Raw genomic sequence first — 22,576 nt, 5'->3', positions numbered from 1 at the left:
TAAATTTATGCCGGCCATGCCCGGTAGGGTACGCTGTGCGTACCTTTCCTGCGGCCCGAAAAGACCACCGGCTCGGGAAATGGTACGCGCAGCGTACCCTACCTCCTGGATATCGTCGATGCCGTTTCTTGTGTTGGGTTTACTCGGGGGGAATGCCGGGCGATGAAAAACCCTTCTGAAACGAGTCGAACCATTGTTTTCGACGGCTGTCCACTGCGCATCGAAGACATCGGACTGATCGCCGCCGAGCAAGCGCAGGCCGAACTGAGCCGCGATCCCGCCTTCATCGAACGTATCGACAAGGGCGCGCGATTCATCGACAAGCTGCTCAGCGAGCAAGGCTTCGTCTACGGCGTGACGACCGGTTTCGGCGATTCCTGTACCGTGCCGATTCCGCTCGATCGGGTCAACGAACTGTCGAGGCATCTCTACACCTTTCACGGCTGCGGCCTCGGCGAGTATTTCAATGCCGAGGAGACCCGCGCAATATTGGCAACGCGCTTGAACAGCCTCGCGCAAGGCTATTCGGGCGTGCGCTACCTGCTGCTGGAGCGTCTGGCCGGCTTGCTGGAACACGACATTCTGCCGCTGATCCCGAAGGAAGGCTCGGTCGGCGCGAGCGGAGACCTGACGCCGCTGTCGTATGTCGCGGCGGTGCTGGCCGGCGAACGCGAGGTGCTGTATCGGGGAGAGCGCCTGGCCGCTGCGGCGGTATTCGCCAGACTCGGGATCGAGCCCTTGACGTTGAAACCCAAGGAAGGCCTGGCGATCATGAACGGCACCGCCGCGATGACCGGCGTGGCCTGCCTGGCCTTTCAACGGGCCGAATACCTGTCCCGGCTGGCGACCCGGATCACCAGCCTCGCCTCGATCGCGCTGCACGGCAATGCCTATCATTACGACGAAAAGTTGTTCACGGTGAAGCCGCATCCGGGGCAAAGCCGCGTCGCCGGGCGCATCCGCGCCGACCTGCAGCTGACCGAAGCCGCGCCCCGCAACGACACCCGCCTGCAGGACCGCTATTCGCTGCGCTGCGCGCCGCATGTGATCGGCGTACTCGAAGATTCCTTGCCCTGGCTGCGCCAGTTCATCGAAAACGAACTGAACAGCGCCAACGACAACCCAATCATCGACGCGGAAGGCGAGCACGTGCTGCACGGTGGCCATTTTTACGGCGGCCATATCGCGTTCGCGATGGACAGCCTGAAGACGGCGGTCGCGAATCTGGCCGACCTGATGGACCGGCAAATGGCGCAGCTGATGGACCCGAAGTTCAATTTCGGCCTGCGCGCCAACCTGTCCGGCGTCACAGGTCCCGCCTCCGGCCTGAATCACGGTTTCAAGGCCGTGCAGATCGCGGCCTCGGCCTGGACCGCCGAAGCGCTGAAACTGACCCTACCCGCCAGCGTCTTTTCCCGTTCGACCGAATGCCACAACCAGGACAAGGTCAGCATGGGCACGATCGCGGCCCGGGACGCGATCCGGGTGATCGAGCTGACCGAGCAGGTTGCCGCCGCGGCGCTGCTGGCGGCGGTGCAGGGGGCGGAGCTTAGGGAAGGGCTCGATGCTTTGAGTCCCGCTGTCGTGCGGACGATACGGCAGGTGCGCGAGCAGAGCGCGTTTTTAAGCGAGGACAGAGGGTTGGACAAGGAACTGCGGGCGATAGTGAATCGGATTGGCGAGCGGCATTGGGACTTGTATTAGGCAGGCATAATCGATTCGTTCATTGTGCCCCTGGCGGCTAGAGCATTTTCGTTTTGGGTGTACGATCATAATCAATGCCGCAAAGTGAGGGGAAACGCGTCATTCCGGCAGGGATTGCCGGAATCCAGAAGCCACGGATGGCAAGCTTTAATGCATCCCTGCAGTCTGGATCTCGGCACAAATCTGTCTGGAACAGATTTGCATTGACCCGAAGGGGGCCAGGCAGGAAAGCCTGGCATGAATCCCCGCCGAGATGACGGTTTGACTTAATCTCCCTATAGGCGATATGAAAATGCTCTAAAATCGGCATTGATCGGCGCCTTCAGGGACAATCGATATTTCCCATCAAATTCCCACTGCCGTTCGACATACTAAGCTTTGCAAGTCGCAAAAATATCGAGTTTGGCATTATAAACGTTTGTTTTGACGTTCATGAGTCCTAACAGCGAATGAAACAGATTCTCGTGGCTGTATGAGGTGTCCTTATGCTGGTGCAAGCAATCGCTATCGATTTTATTGTGTGCGATGAAATCCTTTGAAAACCAGGTGATCAATGGCACATGCTTTTGTGCGTCGGGGGCGACGAAATACGGCAACCCGTGCAGATAAACATTGTTTTCTCCCAAGGATTCGCCATGATCGGAAACATACAATAAGGCCGTGTCATAGTGAGCCGCGTTTTTCTTTAAAAACTGAATCACTTTTTCCAGAAAAAAGTCCGTATAAACGATCGTATTGTCGTAGGCATTGATCACTTCCTGCGGAGTACAATCATTCAGATTGGCTTGATGACATTCGGGGCTGAAAACTTTAAATCCGGGCGGATGCCGCAAATGATAACCGGGGCCGTGGCTGCCTTTTTGATGTAACACAATCACGCCGTTGCCGGTCAACGCATCGACATAAGCTTGCAGGCGATACAGCAGCACCTCATCGTAACATTCCTCGGCTCCGCACAGATCCGCCAGTTTCAAATGCGACAAGTCTTCACTGCTAACCCGCTTACACACGTTTTTACAGCCGTCATTGTTATTGCGCCATAACACCTTAACGCCGGCATGGCTCAATACGTCCAACACGTTTTCCGTATATTCGGCTTTGGCCGGATCGTAGTTTTCCTGGCTAAAACCCGAGAACATGCAAGGCACAGAAGCCGCGGTAGCCGTGCCGCAGGAGTGTACGTTCGTAAAACTGAACACCGGTTCCCGGCTCAAATAAGGATTGGTGGGACGGGCATAACCATCCAAGGCAAAGTTGGCCGCTCTGGCGGTTTCCCCCAGCACCAGGACCGTCAAGCGTTTTTTGCCGGCATGCTTCGGATCGTCAGCCAGCCTAGCATCCGTGCCGACCGGAATCAGGGGGTGCCGACCCCTTAATTGGTGTTTGAGAATGGAAACCGAAGCATCGACCAGATTGACCGGGTTGATCAAGTAACGCAGTTGCCGATTGTTTCTGTAAATCGAGGTGTAGTCGCCATAAAAAAAATAACACAAGCCGATGATAAGTCCGCCGCATATCAGCAAGGTGCTGAAATTACTGAATAATTGCCGAAGCGCCGGTTTATGGATCAGGCGCATGCGGGCAATAAGAACGGCCGGAATGCCGCCGAAAATCAACAGATGAAAAAACATCCGCCAGGTCAGCAGCTCGGTCACTTCTCTGGCATTGGTTTCCAGCGCGTTTTGTATCATGCCCTTGTCAATAAGAACACCATAAGTCAGCGTGAAATAGTCAATGGCTGCAGCGGCCAATAGAAACCAGACAAGAATGGTTTTAAGCAGATATTTGAAGCGGAATAAACTGAAAAACAGCGTCAAAAGCAGTATCAGCACCAGAAAAAAAGGGGTGTAGAACACGAGGTTGTCAACCGAGACACCGCCTTTGATTTTGAACAACTCCCGCCACAGTGCCGTATTGTCGAACAGAATTAAAAATAGGGAACTGGAGAGAATCGGGTCGGGCAGGGCCAAGCGTTTGAGTTGTTGCATGAACTATGAATATGCGATTGAAAAAACTGCGTTTATTTAATATTTACTCTCTTTATGGAAAGTATTGATGGGTCCGTGAAATCGTGGCGGCAAAGCTCCGGTTTATTTCTCTATAAAATGTGATCTATGATGGGATGTGAAGTTAAATTCAACCTTAAAAACATGAAACCGGTTTTCATCGGCAAGCAGATGTAAAACTGCGGTTCGGGCTCCGGCTTTTGGCCGTAGAGAATGCTTAGGCGCGCCGACCGCTATGGGCTGTTTATGGTTCCCACGCTCTGCGTGGGAACCCACTGCTCAAGGACGCTCCGCGTCCTGAACCGCAGGAGCGGTTCAGGCTGCATTCCCACGCAGAGCGTGGGAACGATGATTTTCTCACTCATGGTAAACTTTGGCTCGGCATTAACCCTGGAAAGACCTATTTATGCGCCTCTTGTTGGTGGAAGATGATCGGGACTTGGCCCGGCTTCTCAAAAAAAATCTGGAAAAAGCCGGTTACGCCGTCGATGTGTCCCACGACGGGATCGAGGGCGAATATCTCGGCAATGAAGGCGTTTACGAGCTGGTCATCCTCGATCTCGGCCTGCCGCAGCGCAACGGCATGACCGTTCTGAAAAACTGGCGCGCGCAACAAAATGGCCTGCCCGTGCTGATCCTGACCGCGCGCGACGCTTGGTACGAAAAGGTGGACGGATTCAAAGCCGGCGCCGACGATTATCTGGCCAAACCCTTTCATGTCAAAGAACTGCTGGTCCGTATAAATGCGCTGCTGCATCGTTTTCACCAACTGCCCGGCGGCGATAACGTGCAGGTCGGCGGCTTGATACTGGATCAGGACCATCAGCAAGTGGTGACCGAAAACGGCAAACGGATCGATTTAACCGGCGCCGAATTCAAACTGCTGCGCTATTTTCTGCTCCACCGCGGCCAAGTGATCAGCAAATCGACGCTGAATGAACAGCTTTACGATTTCGATTCGGACAAGGACAGCAATGTGATCGAGGTTTATGTGAATCACCTGCGCCGCAAACTTGGAAAGGAACGTTTCGAAACTCGCCGCGGACAGGGCTATATTTTTAAAGATGAATCATCATGAAATCACTGCAATTACGCCTGGCGATCGCGTTGCTGATCAGTCTGCTCTGCGCAGTCTCTCTGCTAGGATGGCAAACCAAACGCCTGATTCGGCAACTGGCCGAAAATACGGTCGTCGAACATCTCGAGCACGATGCGGAAGCGATTTATAGCGCGGTTTATGCAGACAGTCCGACGACGATCGCGTTGACCCATTCCGACATCGAACCGGTCTATAGCAGACTGTATTCCGGCCATTACTACTGGGTCGCAAGCCGCGGGCAGATCATCAAATCGCCCTCTTTCGGCGACAACCGTTTGACCCTGCCGACGGTCGTATCCGGAACGCGGCAGTGGCTTTACCTGGCCGGCCCGCAGCACCAACCGCTTTTGGGCATGGCCTTTGGCTATCGGAAAGACGGCCGCGCGATGACGGTCGCTATTGCCGAAGACCTGTCGCCAACCTTGGTCTTGATCGCAGAATTTGAAAAACGCTTTTCTGTGATCGCGGCCGTCTTTCTGTTGGTTTTAATGCTGATACAAATCGCCATTTTGCGTAAGGGCTTTCGCCCTCTGGCCCGCCTTCAAAAACAGATGAAAGCGCTGGAGCGCGGCGAACGCAGCCAGATCGATACGGATGTGCCGCAGGAAATTTCCGCGCTGGTCGGCGAATTCAACCACCTATTGACCGTGCTCGATCAGCGCATGTTGCGCATGCGCAATTCACTTGCCGATCTCGCGCATGCGCTCAAAACGCCGTTGACGGTACTCCAGCAACTGTCCCGAGAAGATGCCATGCGGAAATATCCGGAGTTCGGCGAGATTTTGAATACGCAAACAGCCCACATGCTGCGCTTGATGGAGCGAGTGCTGAAACGCGCGCGCCTGGCCGGTTCCGGCCCGGCCGTGGCAAAATTCGATATACATCAGGAAATTCCGGCATTGATCCAGGTGATGAAAAACATATATCGGGAAAAAAACCTGGCCATCCGCTTTTCCGCCCCTCCTCCCTACATGCTGCCGATCGACCGCGAAGATATGCTGGAACTGGCAGGCAATCTGCTCGACAACGCCTGCAAATGGGCCAAACTCTCGGTTGACATTAAGGTGGAATGCAACGAGTCGGTACACTTGATTATCGAAGACGACGGACCGGGCGTTGAATCGTCGGAGATTGAAAAATTGATGCAGCGCGGTTCCCGGCTGGATGAATCGGTCAACGGTCATGGTTTGGGGTTATCAATCGCCAAACTTATCGTCGAACAATACGGGGGGCGGCTTGTGTTGGGCCGTTCTAACCACCTGGGCGGATTCTACGCGGAAGCTATCATTCATATGTCGAATTTGGGGTAAAACAAATAAGTCTCTATTCTCGACAGAGAATAGGAGAAAACTTCCGGTTTGACAGGCATTTGCCGTTTCCGTTTCGGATTGAACTAGGGGCCCTTATCCGGCTAGGGTTTGGAGGGTCGTTTCAGTTCAGCCGGCAAGCGAGAATAAGAAAGCGTTCGACGGATACGGGCAAACGAAACATCCGCTTGCCGGGTTTCGCGACATACCGTTAGTGCCGCAGGTTTGGGTTTGCCTGGGGTTCCTGCCGTGGAAGCAGCAAATCCTCAAGAAAAAATGCGGAAAGCTCCGAACGTCCGGCCGTGCCGGACTTTCGGTAAACCGCGCGTGCCTGGTCGCGAATGGTGCGCTCGCTGGCATGGCGCAAAGACACAATTTCGGCATGGCTCAGTCCTTTTAAGATCAGAAAACCGACTTTCGCTTCGGCAGGGGTCAGTTGCCAGTCATCAAATTGTTTTTGAATTTGCACCGCCAAGCCTGCAATCAGCTCACGGTTTGCCTCGCGCCATTGTTGGGCCTGTTGGGTCGCCAACGCCAAATCTCGTTCGAGCAAATGAATTCTGGATTGCGCGGATTGATGATACAACCTGGGAGTTTTCTGTACTCGCCGGCGAAGGTCTTCGGGTATCTCAGAAATCTGCTTGCAGGAAAACCCCAGCATGACATCGGGCACAACCCGGCGGGCGGCGCCATGGTTGCCGCTCTCTTGATCTGTTTGGCAGGGACTGCCGTTACCGGCATGAAACTGTATGCGATGGAAGAAAATGCAGGACCTTTCGCCGTGGCGGCGCAGCAAATTCCGCTTTCTGCCGTCAGCCTCATGGATGAGGCCAATGCAGAGGATGAGGGTGAAGATAAAGTCCCCAAAGACCTAAATTTCGACCACAAAGTGGATAAGCACGCGGAAAAATTTTGGGAAGAGTGGCATGAAGCATTCGCCAACCTCACCCTCGTACTGGTGTTTCTGCACATTCTTGGCGTCATCGTCTCCAGTGTCATTGATAAAGAGAAACTGGTGAAAGCCATGTGGACGGGTAAGAAAGAAATCGATGACTCTTATCAATAAGATTGCACTCTTAAAAAAGGAGCTTAATGGTATACCAACAAGTTGGCGTAACTAAACTCACAGAGTACGGTTCAGGTGCAATACGAGGGCATCGAAGGTTGCAGGCTTCGATTGCCCTCGATAAGGCCGCTGTTGCACCCGGGATAGGGGCCGATATTTACTGCACTGCCGTAATTTTTACCTTGACATTGTCCGGCCGGCTATCCCCAGAGCCATCGTTAACCGTCAAACCGAACACATAGGTTCCGGGCACCGTGGGCGTAAAGTCGGGTGAAACCGTATCCGCGCCGTTCAGTACGATGCTTGGGCCGCGCTGTTGCGTCCAATGGTAAGTGATGGGCGAAGGACCCATATCGGGATCGTAACTTGTCCCTCCATTCAATGCGACTTGCGTTCCGGCAACGGCCTTCTGCTTTGTTCCGGCCTCCGCGATCGGCGCTTGATTGATGGTAAACACCGCATCACTCGTGTCACAGATCGGCATCGATTGTTTGATGCAAATCTTGATCAACGCCTGCTTGCTGGCATAGCGTTTTGGGGGAATTTTCCAGGTTTTGAATCCGGCCTCGTTCATTGCTCCTCTTAACATTTTCCAGTTCAAGCCGTTGTCCGTGGATAGATAAAGCTGCAAACGCTTGCCGGCGTCGATGTTCTGTGAAATCCACGTGATCGTTTGGTCGCTGCCGCCGTTCCAAATTTCGCCGCCATTGGGCGATTGAAGGGTCAGGGGCGATTGAGAGGAAGGTGGTGGTGTTGCAGCCGCTTCCGAGGCAATTTGTTGATAGACCGCCTTCGCGGCCTGGTAACGCGTTTGCGCTGCGTCCCGGCTGGTGACGAAATACGAACTCCACTCGCCTCCCGGCGACGTCTTCGCTAACAGGCTGTCTATCCACTGCACATAAAACTGGGCATCCGCCGCGCTCACCCGTACAGGCTGATCATTTACCGTGACAAACACGGCGCCCGTGTGCAACTGGTGCCCGTCGCCGTCCATTCTGCGTGCGGCCAGCCAGCCGCTCTGAGTGAAATCAACCGTCGTCGTCAAGTTTACAGGCGTACTTGGCGTAACCGAGGCTTGCTGGCTGGCCACGACCACACCGTTCTGCACGAGCTCGATCGCTCCGCTCAGATCCTGATTCGCCGTCCACTCAAGCGTCACCGGAATGCTGCTGCCATTCGTTAACTTGATCTCGTCTCCGGGTGCCGCGGTGCCGTTCACCGTTAAATTCAGAAACTCGTTATGGCCATTTCGCGAGACCACCGTCCTGCCGTGCCTAATGCCCTCGATCCAGTCGCGGTAATTCATTTGAGCCGGGGGAGGCACCTGCACATAGGTCAATAAAGAACCTAACTCCGACACGTCGCAGGGATAATCGGTACCGGCGGCGAAACCCGGCCGAAAACCGTTGTTAAGCAGGCGGTAATAGGCTTGAATGGCGGAATCGCCACCGGTTACATCCTCCGAGATAAAGTCGGCCGAACCCAATGCCACTTCGACGGGATATTCGATCGGGATACAACAGTTCAGGCTCTGCGGAATGCCATCGTCCAAATATTGCATATGGGCAAACCCGGCGATGCCGTTTTGCTGATGCGCCCAATTGAAAATCGGATAGGTGTACTCCTCCCAGATCTGATTCGCCTCGCTGAGCCCAAGCGCGACCACATGCCCTCCCAGGGCTTGGTGTTCGTACTGCCCATACGTGGCATCCCAGTGCCATTCCGTATCCCAATGCACGATCCTGTCGGGTGTCGAAACGGAGGCATCCTGTCCGTTCACCAGGGGCAGATCGGTGGCGGGGTCTTGAACCTCGCCATTGCCCATGTCCGCCAGCAACGAAATGGCAGCCAGGTTGTGGGTAGCCATCTTGTCGTATAGGCTCGCTATCGCTTCGGGAGGGCCCCCACAACTGCGATGCACATGCATATCACCCGCGTACCATCCGATGGGTTCCGGATTCTCAGCCCGGACAGGGCGTCCATATCCACTCATCAGCCCCGTTACTCCCACCAGCATCAGAAACCCTAATTGCGTTTTCCATTCAGATATATTTATATTTTTCATGATGTTACATTCCATTGTCGGTGTATTGTCTGCATCGTCCCTCCGTCCGGAGAAAAATCGCGCTTTGTAGACGATGTATTCAATGAGACCGAGGGATTCGCGTACGGTTCAGCCCTGTAGGTCGGGCAACCGCTTTATCGTTGCCCGACGTTCGGGTGGCGATCACGCTTCGGACTATGGCTTGGGTTTGAAACCCCGCCACCTTTCAAGGCATGGGAAATGTCGGGCACCCAAAGCGCGTGCCCGACCTACACGACTTAACGACGTGGCCGACAAACCACCGTTACCCAATATCAAGCCCTGATCCCAAAACCCGTCCGACACAAGGCGCGTCACTTTATTTAACGGGCCGGATGGGGGAAATCCCCCGCTTGAACGTCTTCCCGTTAAATTGAGCCGATAGGGGCAGCAACCTAGCGTTTGCCCACCTGTTCAGCCCATCGAATTTTTCCCACCCTGAGGACGAGCATGTATTTATTTCCCCCCAGCGCGACTGATCTGGCGAGCTAATCTCTGGCTGGTGCTCTGTTTCGGTACGGCGTTGGCCGATCCGGGCCTACCCTATGAGCAACTGCCCGGCCAGCTGCAATTGGAACAGAACGACAGCGCGCGCGTGCCGCAGGTCGAGTTTCGGTCGGAACCGTTTTTCGGCGCGACGCTGCTGAAAGAGACCGACTACCGCGGCGAAGGCCAGTTCCCGTTGGCCTTTACCCGCCTCAACGCCTCGCCGCGGTCTATCATGGAGGCGGAAGATTGCGATTCTCTCGCCGCGATGGGCAACGGCTGGACGCACAGTTATGCCAGTTGCCTGATCCGCTATTTTACAGGCGGATCGAAGGTCTGTACGCTGGGCATATGTACGGGATTCGGCTCAGACATGAAGCCGACATCAAAAGACGTGCGCGACACCTTGGTGGCGAACGGCGTAATCAACGGCACCCCTTACCGCTGGGTCTATACCCATTTCAAATCCGGCATCCGCGAAGCCTACAATGGCCTGGGGAATCTGGTGGCGCGCTTCGACCGGTCCGGCATCGAGCACCGGGTGGGCCATCAACTCATAAACGGTACCAACCGGATCAGCACGGTGACCCACATACCAAGCGGGCGCACCTTACGCTTCCAATATAACCAAGGACTGCTGGTTTCGATGACCGAGCCGGCCGGTCAAGTTTATTCCTACAACTTCTCCGCCAGTCAAAGCACCAACACCGTCACGTTCCCGGCAGCAACAGCGGGAGCGGCATCGCTGGTCAGGACTTCTCTTCAAGGACAGTTAACAGATTGTAATTACACAGGCAGCGGGTTTCCCAACACGTATGCCTACTTGAAAACCGTATCGGAAGGCGCACTAACTTTGTTAAAGGCGACTTTCGATTGGCCGTGCGGAACCCTTTTTCCCACTTATTCACGCATTAAGCAGGCCGGGCACAACGCTAAAAACCGTATTCAGCAACGATCGTTGCCCTCCAAAATCCAGCTGACCGAACAGTTTGCCGGCAGCGATACTGCCAGTTACCGGTCGCTGGTCTACAATCGAACTTTTACTCAAACGAACGCTACCGATATAAGAAGCCCGATTTACCGTCCAAAAGGTGTCAGCCTGCGGTGCGCCGATTGCGACGGCGATTTTAAAACCGCTACCTATAACGCCAAAGGCGACCTGTTGAGCCGCACCGATTATCTGGGCCGGGTCACCACGTTCACCCGCGACCCTCGCGGCCTGCCGCTGACCGAAGTGGAAGCCGCCGGCACCCCGGAAGCGCGCGCCACCACCCGCACCTGGGACAGCCGCTTTCCGCTCAAAACCGCGGAAGTGCGCGGCGCGGTGGCCAAAGACTGGCGCTACAACGACCGCGGCCACTTGATCAAGGAAATCGTCCGGCCGGCCACGGAAACCCTGGCCTACGACAGTTGCCGCACCGGCTCCACGACCTGCCACCAGACCGTGTATAGCCACACTTACGATCCCACGACTCAAGTCATCGTGCGGACGGTCAAAACCGGCCCGCGTCCGGAAAACGGCAGCACCGTCACCGACTACCGAAATAACGGCGACCTGTGGAAAACCACCGACGCCCTGGGGCGTGTCGGGGAAGTGGTCGGCGTCGATGCGCACGGCCATGTCACCGATCAGGTCGACATCACCGGCGTGCATACGGTCACGACTTACAATGCCCTGGGCCAGCCGTTGTCGGTCGCGGTCGGTGAGGACGTGACCCGCTACGCCTACGCCACGGACGGCCGCCTGCAAACGCTGACCCGCCCCGACGGCAGTCAATTGAACTAGGGGTTAATTAACCAAAAGAACGGTTTGTCCCGGCATCCATCTGGAGCCCTTGGTATCACAGGCTTGCAGCCGAAAAATCGATTTCAAAATCGCCAATCAGTTTTTTGATAACTTCTTGAATACTAAGAAGACTTCCCCGGTTGTAAAATTCATACTTGCCAATGAAGTTAATATGCTGCCAGGCAACGGGCGAAAAACGCAGTATTTCTTTGGCCTTGTCTGGGTGTACGGCTCGATAATGCTGATGAAGTGCCGACAAAATGGTCGCATTATAGAAAATCACCGCATTGGCAATAAGCCGAATGGATTCGGCATTGATGTCGAGTTCAATTTCAGTCTTTCCATTCAGCATCCTGCCGCCGCTGACTTTGGCAATGGTAGCGCTTAATTGGTGATAGGATTCGCCTCGATTCAATGAGCATTGCACCACTTCGCGTACTTCCTTGTTGTCAATATAGTCCAGCAAATAATCGGTTTTGATTATTTCATCGAAGGCAATCAGCGCTTTCAAGGTCGGATTGAGCTTTTTGTAAGCGGATAATTTACTGACAATCTGGCTTTGTGTCGTTTTTTTAGTGGCCAATGAAGCCAGTATTCTCAAGACTTTATCCCATTCCTTGATAATCAGTGCTTTATTGACCTTTTTGCTGGGTTTGATAATTTGTTTGGCATAGTGCTCGATCTCATCGAAACTCACCAGGTCATGTTCGGATTTGTCACGCAACTGAGTAAAGCGCGGCATAAACCGGTAACCGAACATATACATCAGTGCGAAGTTGACGCGATTGATGCTGTGCATATCGCCGGAAACAGCCGTAATTTCAACATCCGAGGTATTGCTTTCGACAATATCCAACAAGAAGTGGCTTTCATGCTGATTGGCGCCGATGACCTTAAGGCAAAGCGGCAGATGATTGGCATTTAGCGAGAATAAGACAACGCCTTGCAACATGCCGAAATATTTCTTCGAATACCGTGATTTGATCGTATGGTATTTCGTTGCGAATTTTTGACCGTCAACACTGGCGTGGACGCCATAATCAGACAAGTTGTACTCCGAAAAAATGGGTAACTTGGCCGTATGATTCATGATGGCATCATTGGCTGTAGCGAGGGTTTGATAGCGGATATAGTTTTTATTCACCCGGTCCAGGTCTTGCTCTTTCACGTCGCTGATCGCTTTCATTTTTTTGGTTTCTGTACCGGTCGCATTGGCGATAATGCAGGCATGAATGACTTCAGGATCGGCGGTTGATTTCGAATATTTGGGTTGGAGATGCGAAAATGATTTTAGAAAGCCGGTGGCTTCTGCCGAAAATCGGAGAATATCGGCAATACTTGAAACGTGCAGCTTTTCATAAAAGGGGTTGTTAATGCCGTCATCCAGCCGGGTATAGGGCAGCGTCCATTTGACGATGTCGCCTTGCTTGTTGTGTTGAACTTTAAGGCTGGTATTTTCGCCGGAATGAATGTGTTCATTCACCAGGTTGTATTTGGTTTTCAGGTTTTTTTCGAGTTCGTCCAGCAATGTCGCAATGTCCATCGACAACAAAGGCATATTGAGTTGCTGTAAAATCTCATCTTTGTGCTCAGCCCAGTATTCAGCATCAATCAGTTCATCGTCCAGGGTACGATAGCTGATGCTGTCTTTGATAAAGACCGTGTTGTTGGCAATGCCTTGTTTGATCTGGTGATATAGCATGCATTCGTAGCGGTCGCCATCCACCAGTTTGACGACTTTTTGATCGTCAGCTTTTACTTTGAGGGTGAGAAGCTTTTTTAGCGATTGGGGAAAAAAGTTCAGGGGCACCTCTTGAAAAGGATAGTCCCGAAAGGATTGGCCACCGCTCAGGTGTTTTCTTAAAAACGCAATTGCCTGCGTCAGCCCCTCGTGCGTGCAAGAAAACTCCAGCACTTTGAATAAGGGGCGAATATTCTTTTTAACGGTCAAAGCCTGTTGCGTATAGTATTGCCAGCGGTAAAAGTCTCGATCCAGATTGGGCTTTTTAAAATCATCCAGGAATTGTTTGTAATCGGCCAGGGGAACCACTTCAAAGGCTTTGGCTCGCACTTGTTCATCAGGAATACGGTGATCAATATTGATGGCTAACACCTGGCAGGCCTGATTTCGCAGTTTTGTATCGACGTTTGTCAGCAACTCAATTTTTGAGCGTTGATAATCTTCGGCGTCATCGGCATATTTGTTCATCTTCTGGATTAAGCTGGTCACCAGAGAGTCATTGATTTTAAGAAACCGGCGATGAACGTAGCAAAGCAAATACAGCCGGGTCAGGTTTTTATCGGTAAAGCGCCTGAGTTTCTGGATGGTGTAAAATTCCGCCAGATTCGCATAGTAGATAATATTCTGTTCCGACAGCCCCAGTTTTGACATCAACAGCCGGGACTGCTGGTAAATGCCGAGGATCAGTTGTTGTTTGGCCACACTGTTCTTGATTTCCGTGGTGCTGAAACTTTTCTGATCCTTTTTGAGCAATGTGAGGTTATAAAACAGCTCGTCGTTTTGTAACAGCTTATCCAATTGGGCACGGAGTGCTTTATCGGCATCGGTGTAAAGCTTATTGACCAACCGGTTGCGTTCTTCCTGAAGCGCGGTCGAAACAATATCCTGGAAGGTTGAATACGCCGGTCTGATCACATTTTGTTGTTGGCAGTAGATCAGCAAGCCTTCCAACACGAATTTAGCCAGCGAGTGACGTTTGACCAGTACCTTGGCTTCTTTGAGTAATTGGGTCTGAAGGCCGGTATCGGCCTCTTTCAAACCGAATTTACGCATCACTTCACAGCGGTTCCGGTAGTGATGATTTTTCGATACCTGTTTTTTAGGAAAGGGTTCTTCCGGAAAATACAGTTGCATAATAAACGCCGTATCCGCCTTCACCCTTTGGAAGCTGAACAAGAAGAAATAATTGACGGCCCGGTAATAACCAAGCTGCAAGATATAGTCAACTTTACGGGCGATGTTGTTTTCAAGGCTATCGAGTATGGCTATGTCATCGGCATCGAGGGAGAACAGAAATGACCGTTCTTCATCATCCAGCGAGGGTATCGCATAAAGCGAGTTGATTTCGTCCTGGGTTAATATGTTCAGTCGTGCCATGCTGTTTTGTATCGTTGCTGATGGTTGTTATGGCACGAAATATTCCGGGCGGCCATTTTGTCGCTGTTCCTCTTAATAGCCCCTTTGGTAATACCCGTCTCTGAAAAATAGAGCTTTGGCAAATCTAGTCTATCAATAGACCTTGGCCTAGTGATAGGCCAGAAAAAGCCACAAAACTCTATCAATAGAATCTATTTTGCCTTATGATTGACAGCCTATCACAGCATCTTAAATTCTTTTGAGCGAAAATGATCATTGGATACGCTAGAACCTCGACTGTCGATCAAATTGCCGGTCTTGAAGCCCAGCTTCGCGAACTGGAAGCCGCCCAGTGCAAAAAAATATTTCAGGAGCAGGTATCCTCGGTCGCCGTTCGCGTGCAACTCGAAACGGCCTTGGACTTTGCGCGGGAAGGCGATGTACTGGTGGCCACCAAACTCGACCGACTGGCTAGATCAGTGGCCGATCTCATGGACATCATCAAAACGTTGGAACAAAAGGAAGTAGGCTTACGGATTTTAAATCTGGGCATGGACACCCAGACTCCGACCGGCAAACTGATGCTGACCGTCTTGGGCGGCGTTGCACAATTCGAGCGAGAAATGATGCTGGAACGGCAGCGGGAAGGCGTGGCTAAAGCTAAAGCAGCAGGAAAGTATAAAGGTCGAACACCATTGGCGGCTGAAGTACGTCAAGAGGTCGTTAGCCTCGTTGAAAGCGGCATGGCGAAAACCAAGATTGCTCGGCAATTGAACATAGGTGAAGCTACTATATATAGAATTCTGGCGGCCAGCAAAAATTATAGTAAAGCAGCCATTCGCAATGAATGATTTCGCTTGGATTGCTCGGCAGGAATCACTGGATGGATGTGGCATTATTTGTCAGATTTTTCCATAGCAGGCTGAGAATTTTTTAAATCATTCTGGTAATACATTAACCAAAGCACACCATAAGAAATTTCGAGGATGAGGGTGGGGATAAAAAAACTTGATGCTGAACTGGATCAACTGAACAGTGAGCTAAAGAAAAACAATAGCGAGGCCGAGAAGATCAGGGCCGACTTGGTATTATTTGAAACCTTCAATGAGTCTTTAACGCGCAAAGAGATCCTCGTTCTGATTGACGCATTCAAGCAAAAGAAAGCGGCATTCGACGAGCCGCCAATCCTATCCATTGTCATGCCCTCACCAGTATTCTTTGGAAGGATTTTTGGCTTGGGAGAGCCCTTCGACACGCGGCAAAAACAGGCTGAGACCGAAAATATGCGCTACAAAGACGAATTAGCGCTTGAGATTGCCAAATTGGACGCACAAATCAAAGCGGGCCAAGCGCTGATAGAACGACATAAATCGCTCGATGAGTACCAGCTTCGCGCCATGATTAAGACGTATGAGTGCCGTGAAAAGATCATTCAGGGCAAGATTCAGTCTGTATTAGCAAAGCGTGAAAAGCTCCAACTGGCCATAGGCCCATTGTTTGAAAACGCCGCGCAATATCGCCAGCAGGTACGCGACTGTGAGCATGGCCTCAAAGCTTGCCAAGCCTACTTAGAGCAATTGGCTACTTATCACGATGCGCCAGCTAAACTCCGCAAGGTGTATGAAGCTTGTGCCGAGCAGTTCAACGGAAATGGTCGACCTTCGGACGTGGCCTACAATCTGAACAAGAAACTTGAAGTCGCACGTCGCCAGCTCATTCAGGCCGAAGATCGCATCGACGACGAAATCAAAAAGATGGATACCGAATCGGTGGTATCGATGCCGATGCTCAATGTGGAAATCAATCTTGTAAAAAATCTAACTTTCGTTAGCAACATTCATCCAAAAAAAATTGATAACGCTGTTCTGCAAGAGTCAAGATTCGGTAAATCAACCTCTTTATGCCCACCTTTGGAGTGCGAATCTACAGATAAAGCCGAACCGTTGATGGGCAAAAAATCAAAAGTAAAAGACGCGCTTGACCAAGGTATCTCGCAATTCCAGGGTGCATGGAACCAAGTTCAGGGCAATGCCTTAAATAAAGCATTGAGTGATTACGGAAAAGGGATACGGGAGTCGATCTCTAATAAATCTGGCGTGATCAATGGTCAATCCATGGATGTGCAGCAGGGCTTCGTCGCTGAGGCACACCACGTTGGTTCGTTCAATATTGAAGCTGCAGCCAAGGGGCAGAACAATCACCGGGCTACACTTGATGTTGGAAAGGTCAATGACCCAGTAGCTGACATTCGCGTAACAACGCCTAATGGAAGTAGCGACCACCAGGTCAAGTTCTACAAGGATGGCGAGAAAACCGCAGCAGCACTGTCACCGGAGAAATACGATGGTGTTGGAAAGATCGTTCCTTCCGATCAGGTGGACACCGTACAAGCGTCAGCTCGCAAGCAGTCCCTGCGCAACAAAGACACGCGCCCCGAGGTGTCAAAGAGCAACCAGGACACAGCCGACAACGCCACTGACAAGCTCACGTCCGGTGATGGCAAAGTTTCAAGCAAGGGGCTCAACCGTAAAGGCAAAGGCAGCGCAGAGGAGCTTGCCAAAGATGCAAGGAAAAACGAGAACGGACCTGAGTACAAAGATAAGACCCGGGTGCGCGGTGAGTTCAACAGCATGCAATACCACAATGCAGCCAAGGCCGGTGCTATTGCCGGCGCCGCCTCCGAGTCCGTGTCCATCCTACTGGAGTACATGCGCCGTGATCAGCCCTTAGACATGGATCAGTGTCTTGATGCGGCGCAACGGGTGGTGCTTAGCTCCGTGAAGGGGGCTAGCAATGCCTTGCTGATCACTGGTGTTCAGCACGCAGGACAGTCATTGATAGATGCTGCTGCAGCTCAGACCGGCAAAACGATTGGCCGAACCCTTGGCAAACAGCTCATCAAAGGCAACGTAGCTGCGGCAGTTTCCCAAATCACGGTCCAGTTGGCACAGAACCTGTATAAGTTCTCGAACGGCGAGATCGACAGCATCGAGTTCGCTTCGTCCACTATTGGCGGCACGATGCAGGTCGTGGGTGGTAGTTTGGCATATGGCTTGGGTGTCGGCGCTGGGACGTACTTGGGCACGTTTGTCACTGCCTCGGTTTCTGGTTACGCCATTGGTGGTACAACCCTTGGTGCCCTGGGCGTCATGGCCAGCGGTGCAGTGTTTGCAGTTGGGTTCTCGCTTGCAGCGGGTGCTTATGTAAATCACTTCTCTGCCAAGGGTGTGATGATTGCCAATGAAGATCTGAAATCTGCACTGGAGCTACTCAACAGCGGCTCGATCAATCTGTCGCAGTACGTCGGAAAGGTTGGCATCATGTCCGAGCAGTCGTTCATTTGGACAGATCTGCTGCCTTTCAGCGGTGCGATCTCGGTAATCTCGGAATACAGCACGCGTAAGAACCAGCTCAAGGCTGTTCAAAACAATATCTACGCGCAGCTCGAAGCACTGCCAGAGCAAGAGCGCCAGATGATGCAGGAGTTGGTCAACGAATACACCAAGGAAATTGCAAACATCGACCGCCAGTACGAAGAGGCGCGGCGCAGCATTACCAATCAGGCCTTCGCTCAGTTCGACGCCATGGGCAAAGAGCTTAACGATCATTTGGAGATGCAATACCTGATGTTCACGCCTGTGCGCAAGAACTACATCGAACACTCGGAGATGATGGACGTGGAGCGACGCAAACAAGAAGAGAAGAACGAGCGTTCGCAAGCATTCGCCGCGGAGCTAGAAGTTCTGCAAGAGAAGCTGAACACCATCGACATCTCAGACCAGACAGGTAGGGCGCTCAAAAAAGAGATGCAAAAGACGATCCTCGATCGCATGGAATTGATCATTCCAGATAAGACCGGCTGGGACCAGGCCTGTGAATTTCTTGAGCTGCATTGAGGACTGAATTTCTATGATCTTAAAAGCAATTGCCAAATGGTGGGCAGGCTCAAAGCTGGAAGAAGAAACCGCACACACGCAGGCTCTGGTTCGACGTCTGGAAATGGCTCAAGCTGAAGCCAATCGCCGAGTAAATGCCAAAAAGGCGGAATACTCGCGCCAGATTAAAGCGCACCAGGAACAGCGCAACAAAGAACTCAAGCAGTATCTTGATTTCATGAATGGTCAGTTAGAAATAACTGGCACATATTTAAATGAACTTGCAGAGTTCCAAAGTTTCACATTTGTCTGTATTGATTCGTGGATGCATCTTGATCTTTGCAATCAAGAAATCAACATCGTCAATGAAAAGCTGAATGCAATTTATTCGACCACATCATTAATTGATGCCTATATCAATGAGCTGAATAAGCAGACTCAGCGGCAAGTTCGTCATGTGTGGCGTGAATTTACTTCTGCGCGAGAAATCGGTGTGACCACTGATTTCATTGAGGCAACGAAGCGCTCCATTGAGCGCTCGTCGAAAAATAGTAACGACGAATTCAACAATGAGTTGAATCGGCTTAAAAGCCATCGATCACTTCTTTTAAAAGAAGCTGCTACCCTTAAAGACGAAAAAAAAACTGTTCACGATAACAAAGTATCGGTTAAGGAGAGACACGAAGCCAATAAGAAAACTTTGGCATTGAAATATAGCTCATGCATTGAATATTGGAATGTAATTGCCAAGAAATTCGAATCATATTATGCGTTTGAAATGACGCAAAACGATTATGCGAACCGTTGGATTAAAAATCTCAAAGAGGGCGGTACGCTGCAAGAGATTATCAAGGTCATTGGTACGGCTACTGACATTATTGGTTGCGCCAACGAAGTATTAACTGAGCTAAATGAGGAATATCAGCCGTTCAAACGGCGAGTTAAGGCAGCCCATGATACCGGAGACTATCCAGACACTTTTGTGCATGACAATGCAGAACGAAAGCGACTGGCTCCGATGGTGAAAGAGGCCTTCGAAGACAAGAAGTCGTTAATAGAAGCACGCACCATTCTGAATACACGCCGTGATGAGCTTCGGGGATATATCGACCGAATTAAGCCTCTGCATCCTGATTCAGCTATTGAGAGCATCTGTGAAATGCTACGTGTTGACCGCGAGTTTAATGCTAGGTCTGCATTCGGATTTAACACAAAGAACCAGAAGCGCGAGCACTGGGAGAAGAAGAACAAGAGGATTGAAAATGCAGCCACAAATTGAACTGTCATTTGTCTGGAGAAGGCGCTCGATTAAGGAAAGCGTTATTGCTGTAACGAAAGCTGTCGGCGCTGGATTCAACACAAAAGAAAAACTGACTGCATCTTTGCCTCAGTTTTCGATTTACAGAATTGCGCTTGCTATTGACGCATTGATTACCGCTGGCATGGCTGAAAATAATCTTGGCGTATTGAGCATTCATCCAGATATGGATATTGTTTTTGAACTTGCTGATTCCAAGCTGACATTGCCTTTGACGGCTAATGAAACAGATGCATCCATGCGCCGCGTGATTATCAACAAGCTGGGCTCTAAAAATCCTGCAGGCGTTGAATCGTTGCTTCACGCAAAGATCGTGGAGGCGTAAATGGGCGAACGTTATCCAAACCTGCATCCCGAATCCGAAGTTGTTATCGATTTCGTAGAACACATCGACCATTGGCTGGAATACCTGTCCGAGCTGATGCGCAACGCTGACAAGGAAACAATGCCGAAGCTCAAGCGTCAGATCAGCTATCTGCTCACGTTTCGCACCGGTGCCAACTGCAACATCAACCACAATCGGTTGCTTCAGTATTACTACAGCAACCGAGCCAAAAAAGGCGGTGACGACATCTCGCTGCCGGGGGAACGCCTCAACGCCGACGACGACCGTCCAACCTACAAGGTCAAGCCAGACACTGCGGTCAAGATCAAGGCCTTTATAGATGAGTTTAAGGCCCGTGAAGGCGGAACCTCCATGGCGATCAAGCCCTTGGCTCCCATTCAATCGAGCTACAAGGCAGGTGATCCCGCATTCAAGCTGATCTCCAAGGCGCTGTCCACCGAGGATCTGTTCTTCATGCAGGGACCACCCGGCACCGGCAAGACAACAGCTATCGTGGAAATTATCCTGCAAACGATCAAAGCCAAGCCCGGTGCGCGAATCCTGATCAGCTCAGAGACTCACGTGGCCGTGGACAACGCCTTTGACCGCCTTGCTGAGCAATGCTCACCAGAGCTGCTGGACTCGATGCTGCGCTACCCGCAGTTTTCCATCACCGAGTTCGAGAGCCCAAACACGCCACAAACAGACGCTCTAAGCCGCGCTGATGCTTTATGGCACAAGGCGCACAGTGTCGCGCCTGAGCTGACCATGAACCTATGGGAGACGTTAGAGCAGGGTAAAACCAATGACATCGGCAAGATGGGCCTGCCGCGTTGGCAAGCTCGCAATCTCGCTGAAATGCACCAGGTCATCGGCGTCACCTGCAATCAGATCGGTCACTTGGTCGATGATGAAACCGAGATGTTCGACCTGGCCATCGTTGACGAGTGCTCCAAGGCAACCATGCCCGAATGGCTCATGGCCATGAGCGTGACCAAGAAGTGCATTTTGGTTGGCGATCACAAGCAACTGCCACCCACATTCTGCTCAGAAGAAGCCGAAGCACTGACCATGATGGACGAGCACAAAGAACGCTTGATCCGTAACGGTGTGATCGATCGCTTGTTCGAGAACCTGCCCATGGACATGAAGGGTACGCTGGGCAAGCAGTTCCGCATGCTTCCAGACATCGGCCAATTCATCTCTCACCACTTCTACAAGGGTGAGCTGCAGCACCACCGCACAACCACTGATCACGAGTTTCAAGACTTCGGCTGGTTCACATACAAGTCCAATGGCTACCGCGTGCCGGCGCAGCAGGGTAATGAAAAGAAGATTCTGGTCAATGAGTTTGAGATCCGAATCATCATGGCCCGGCTCGCCGAGATCTTCGAAAGGCTCAAACGCGCTGGCGCTACCAAAAAGCTCAGCGTTGCACTGATCACGCCATACCGCGCCCAGTGCAAAGTCTTGCGCGATACCCTGAGCCACCATGACTTCAGCGAGATGCTGGCTGTGGAAGTCGACACCGTAGATGCCTTCCAAGGACGACAGGCCGATATCGTGTTCTTCTCGTTCGTGCGCAATATCGGTCCTGCGACTTTCTACGCTGACGACCGCCGCATGAACGTGGCCATCTCACGGGCACGAGATGCCGTCTACCTAGTTGGCGACATTGACTACATCCGCAGCAAACGCCTGCCGGTGCTTGATGCCTTAGCACGCTTGCCTATATTGATAAAGCATCGAAAGGAAGATGTTTAATCAATACTTATTAAAAACTCGTGTTTTTGCTTTTTTGTGTTAAATGGGTAGACCAAACTCGTTTGCTCCGCAAGCAATCTTTGATGTTATTGGGGATATAAGCCGGAATCCCAGAAAATTCCGTGTACCAAGGCAAATTAAAAGCCCCTACTCAAAGAGGGGCTTGTCAATAATGGGTCTGGCAAGTTACTTTGTTAATGCTCCGGCTATAGCGTCAAAAGCGGCTTTACCTTTGTTGGTCACATCCAAGGATAGGGATTTTTCGCCGGAGACAAAGGCATCAGCATAGTCTACGAAGTTCTGGAGTTCAGCAGCATCCTCGTCAAAGATTTCAGCAATCTTATCGACACTGAGGCCATTAGATTCCATTTCCTTAATGCGGGAATAGTTGGTAACGAGTCGAGCCATGCCGACGGGGTTGGTTACGATTCTAGTGAATGTGCTCATAAAAAAAGGATCCTATAAAGACTTATGAAAGTGCATACGCGACAAAGTCGTTATGATGGTGCTTTGCGAACTTTTCAAGAGGCGTATCTCAAAAAACGGAACACATCTGGTTTCCGTCACTTGGTATTCATGACAGAACCTGAAGCCCTGCGCCACCAAAACATGCACGTCAAGCCATGTCGGGTATTCGATCAGGGCAATCGCGCTTAAATT

Annotated in this window: 16 protein-coding genes; 10 read left to right on the top strand and 6 right to left on the bottom strand. The window is 51.6% G+C overall.

Going from position 1 to position 22,576, the window contains the following annotated elements; genetic code table 11:
* Window positions 1-162: 162 nt before the first annotated feature.
* A complete protein-coding gene (locus METAL_RS11910; protein WP_005372651.1) occupies window positions 163-1,704 on the top strand; it encodes an HAL/PAL/TAL family ammonia-lyase in 1,542 nt (513 codons plus the stop codon).
* A 37-nt stretch (window positions 1,705-1,741) separates the two neighbouring features.
* Here METAL_RS11910 and METAL_RS20915 read toward each other — a convergent pair whose 3' ends face one another.
* Entirely contained in the window at window positions 1,742-2,014 is a 273-nt protein-coding gene (locus tag METAL_RS20915) for a hypothetical protein (RefSeq protein WP_213069380.1), read from the bottom strand.
* Between the two features lie 61 nt (window positions 2,015-2,075).
* Window positions 2,076-3,692 carry a phosphoethanolamine transferase gene (locus METAL_RS11905; RefSeq protein ID WP_005372650.1) on the bottom strand — a complete coding sequence of 539 codons (1,617 nt, stop codon included), beginning with the start codon at window positions 3,690-3,692 and terminating at the stop codon, window positions 2,076-2,078.
* A 424-nt stretch (window positions 3,693-4,116) separates the two neighbouring features.
* On the opposite strand from METAL_RS11905, the gene METAL_RS11900 reads away from it, so the two are divergent.
* Entirely contained in the window at window positions 4,117-4,788 is a 672-nt protein-coding gene (locus METAL_RS11900; protein WP_005372644.1) for a response regulator, read from the top strand.
* Window positions 4,785-6,119 carry an ATP-binding protein gene (locus METAL_RS11895; protein ID WP_005372641.1) on the top strand — a complete coding sequence of 445 codons (1,335 nt, stop codon included), beginning with the start codon at window positions 4,785-4,787 and terminating at the stop codon, window positions 6,117-6,119. The genes METAL_RS11900 and METAL_RS11895 overlap by 4 nt, the downstream gene beginning before the upstream one ends.
* A gap of 208 nt (window positions 6,120-6,327) precedes the next feature.
* Here the strand turns inward: METAL_RS11895 and METAL_RS11890 are convergent, their stop codons facing one another.
* Complete coding sequence (locus METAL_RS11890; protein ID WP_005372639.1) at window positions 6,328-6,669, bottom strand: helix-turn-helix transcriptional regulator; 342 nt, start codon at window positions 6,667-6,669, stop codon at window positions 6,328-6,330.
* Between METAL_RS11890 and METAL_RS11885 the strand changes: the two genes are divergently transcribed.
* Window positions 6,670-7,182: a cytochrome b/b6 domain-containing protein gene (locus METAL_RS11885; protein ID WP_051040374.1), complete on the top strand. Its 513-nt coding sequence runs from the start codon at window positions 6,670-6,672 to the stop codon at window positions 7,180-7,182.
* 157 nt (window positions 7,183-7,339) lie between these two features.
* Here METAL_RS11885 and METAL_RS11880 read toward each other — a convergent pair whose 3' ends face one another.
* Entirely contained in the window at window positions 7,340-9,247 is a 1,908-nt protein-coding gene (locus METAL_RS11880) for a CehA/McbA family metallohydrolase (RefSeq protein WP_005372634.1), read from the bottom strand.
* 520 nt (window positions 9,248-9,767) lie between these two features.
* On the opposite strand from METAL_RS11880, the gene METAL_RS11875 reads away from it, so the two are divergent.
* Entirely contained in the window at window positions 9,768-11,537 is a 1,770-nt protein-coding gene (locus METAL_RS11875; protein ID WP_005372632.1) for a DUF6531 domain-containing protein, read from the top strand.
* A gap of 55 nt (window positions 11,538-11,592) precedes the next feature.
* Here METAL_RS11875 and METAL_RS11870 read toward each other — a convergent pair whose 3' ends face one another.
* Window positions 11,593-14,655, bottom strand: coding sequence for a Tn3 family transposase (locus METAL_RS11870; RefSeq protein ID WP_005372630.1), 3,063 nt, complete (start codon window positions 14,653-14,655; stop codon window positions 11,593-11,595).
* A 248-nt stretch (window positions 14,656-14,903) separates the two neighbouring features.
* On the opposite strand from METAL_RS11870, the gene METAL_RS11865 reads away from it, so the two are divergent.
* The 5 genes from METAL_RS11865 (at window position 14,904) to METAL_RS11845 (ending at window position 21,916) form a co-directional block, all read left to right on the top strand.
* Complete coding sequence (locus METAL_RS11865; RefSeq protein WP_005372628.1) at window positions 14,904-15,485, top strand: recombinase family protein; 582 nt, start codon at window positions 14,904-14,906, stop codon at window positions 15,483-15,485.
* 141 nt (window positions 15,486-15,626) lie between these two features.
* Entirely contained in the window at window positions 15,627-18,530 is a 2,904-nt protein-coding gene (locus METAL_RS11860) for a hypothetical protein (protein WP_005372626.1), read from the top strand.
* 13 nt (window positions 18,531-18,543) lie between these two features.
* Window positions 18,544-19,788 carry a hypothetical protein gene (locus tag METAL_RS11855; protein ID WP_005372624.1) on the top strand — a complete coding sequence of 415 codons (1,245 nt, stop codon included), beginning with the start codon at window positions 18,544-18,546 and terminating at the stop codon, window positions 19,786-19,788.
* Window positions 19,772-20,152 (top strand): hypothetical protein, encoded by a 381-nt coding sequence (locus METAL_RS11850; RefSeq protein WP_040578346.1) that lies wholly within the window; start codon window positions 19,772-19,774, stop codon window positions 20,150-20,152. The genes METAL_RS11855 and METAL_RS11850 overlap by 17 nt, the downstream gene beginning before the upstream one ends.
* Entirely contained in the window at window positions 20,153-21,916 is a 1,764-nt protein-coding gene (locus METAL_RS11845; RefSeq protein WP_005372623.1) for a DEAD/DEAH box helicase, read from the top strand.
* Between the two features lie 186 nt (window positions 21,917-22,102).
* On the opposite strand, the gene METAL_RS11840 is transcribed toward METAL_RS11845, so the two are convergent.
* Window positions 22,103-22,363 carry a hypothetical protein gene (locus METAL_RS11840; RefSeq protein ID WP_005372622.1) on the bottom strand — a complete coding sequence of 87 codons (261 nt, stop codon included), beginning with the start codon at window positions 22,361-22,363 and terminating at the stop codon, window positions 22,103-22,105.
* Window positions 22,364-22,576: the final 213 nt, after the last annotated feature.

The sequence above is a fragment of the Methylomicrobium album BG8 genome, from assembly GCF_000214275.2.
In the GTDB taxonomy this organism is placed as follows: Bacteria; Pseudomonadota; Gammaproteobacteria; order Methylococcales; family Methylomonadaceae; genus Methylomicrobium; species Methylomicrobium agile.
The sequence above is the reverse complement of the archived record's forward strand: the minus strand, read 5'-3'. Positions and strand labels throughout refer to the sequence as shown.

What these genes read in the sequence shown, in the direction of transcription:
- METAL_RS11840 (WP_005372622.1), bottom strand. Translation starts at nt 22,363, where the DNA reads ATGAGCACATTCACTAGAATCGTAACCAACCCCGTCGGCATGGCTCGA.
- METAL_RS11855 (WP_005372624.1), top strand. Translation starts at nt 18,544, where the DNA reads ATGATCTTAAAAGCAATTGCCAAATGGTGGGCAGGCTCAAAGCTGGAA.
- METAL_RS20915 (WP_213069380.1), bottom strand. Translation starts at nt 2,014, where the DNA reads ATGCCGATTTTAGAGCATTTTCATATCGCCTATAGGGAGATTAAGTCA.
- METAL_RS11910 (WP_005372651.1), top strand. Translation starts at nt 163, where the DNA reads ATGAAAAACCCTTCTGAAACGAGTCGAACCATTGTTTTCGACGGCTGT.
- METAL_RS11895 (WP_005372641.1), top strand. Translation starts at nt 4,785, where the DNA reads ATGAAATCACTGCAATTACGCCTGGCGATCGCGTTGCTGATCAGTCTG.
- METAL_RS11850 (WP_040578346.1), top strand. Translation starts at nt 19,772, where the DNA reads ATGCAGCCACAAATTGAACTGTCATTTGTCTGGAGAAGGCGCTCGATT.
- METAL_RS11845 (WP_005372623.1), top strand. Translation starts at nt 20,153, where the DNA reads ATGGGCGAACGTTATCCAAACCTGCATCCCGAATCCGAAGTTGTTATC.
- METAL_RS11865 (WP_005372628.1), top strand. Translation starts at nt 14,904, where the DNA reads ATGATCATTGGATACGCTAGAACCTCGACTGTCGATCAAATTGCCGGT.
- METAL_RS11900 (WP_005372644.1), top strand. Translation starts at nt 4,117, where the DNA reads ATGCGCCTCTTGTTGGTGGAAGATGATCGGGACTTGGCCCGGCTTCTC.
- METAL_RS11870 (WP_005372630.1), bottom strand. Translation starts at nt 14,655, where the DNA reads ATGGCACGACTGAACATATTAACCCAGGACGAAATCAACTCGCTTTAT.
- METAL_RS11905 (WP_005372650.1), bottom strand. Translation starts at nt 3,692, where the DNA reads ATGCAACAACTCAAACGCTTGGCCCTGCCCGACCCGATTCTCTCCAGT.
- METAL_RS11885 (WP_051040374.1), top strand. Translation starts at nt 6,670, where the DNA reads ATGAATTCTGGATTGCGCGGATTGATGATACAACCTGGGAGTTTTCTG.
- METAL_RS11880 (WP_005372634.1), bottom strand. Translation starts at nt 9,247, where the DNA reads ATGAAAAATATAAATATATCTGAATGGAAAACGCAATTAGGGTTTCTG.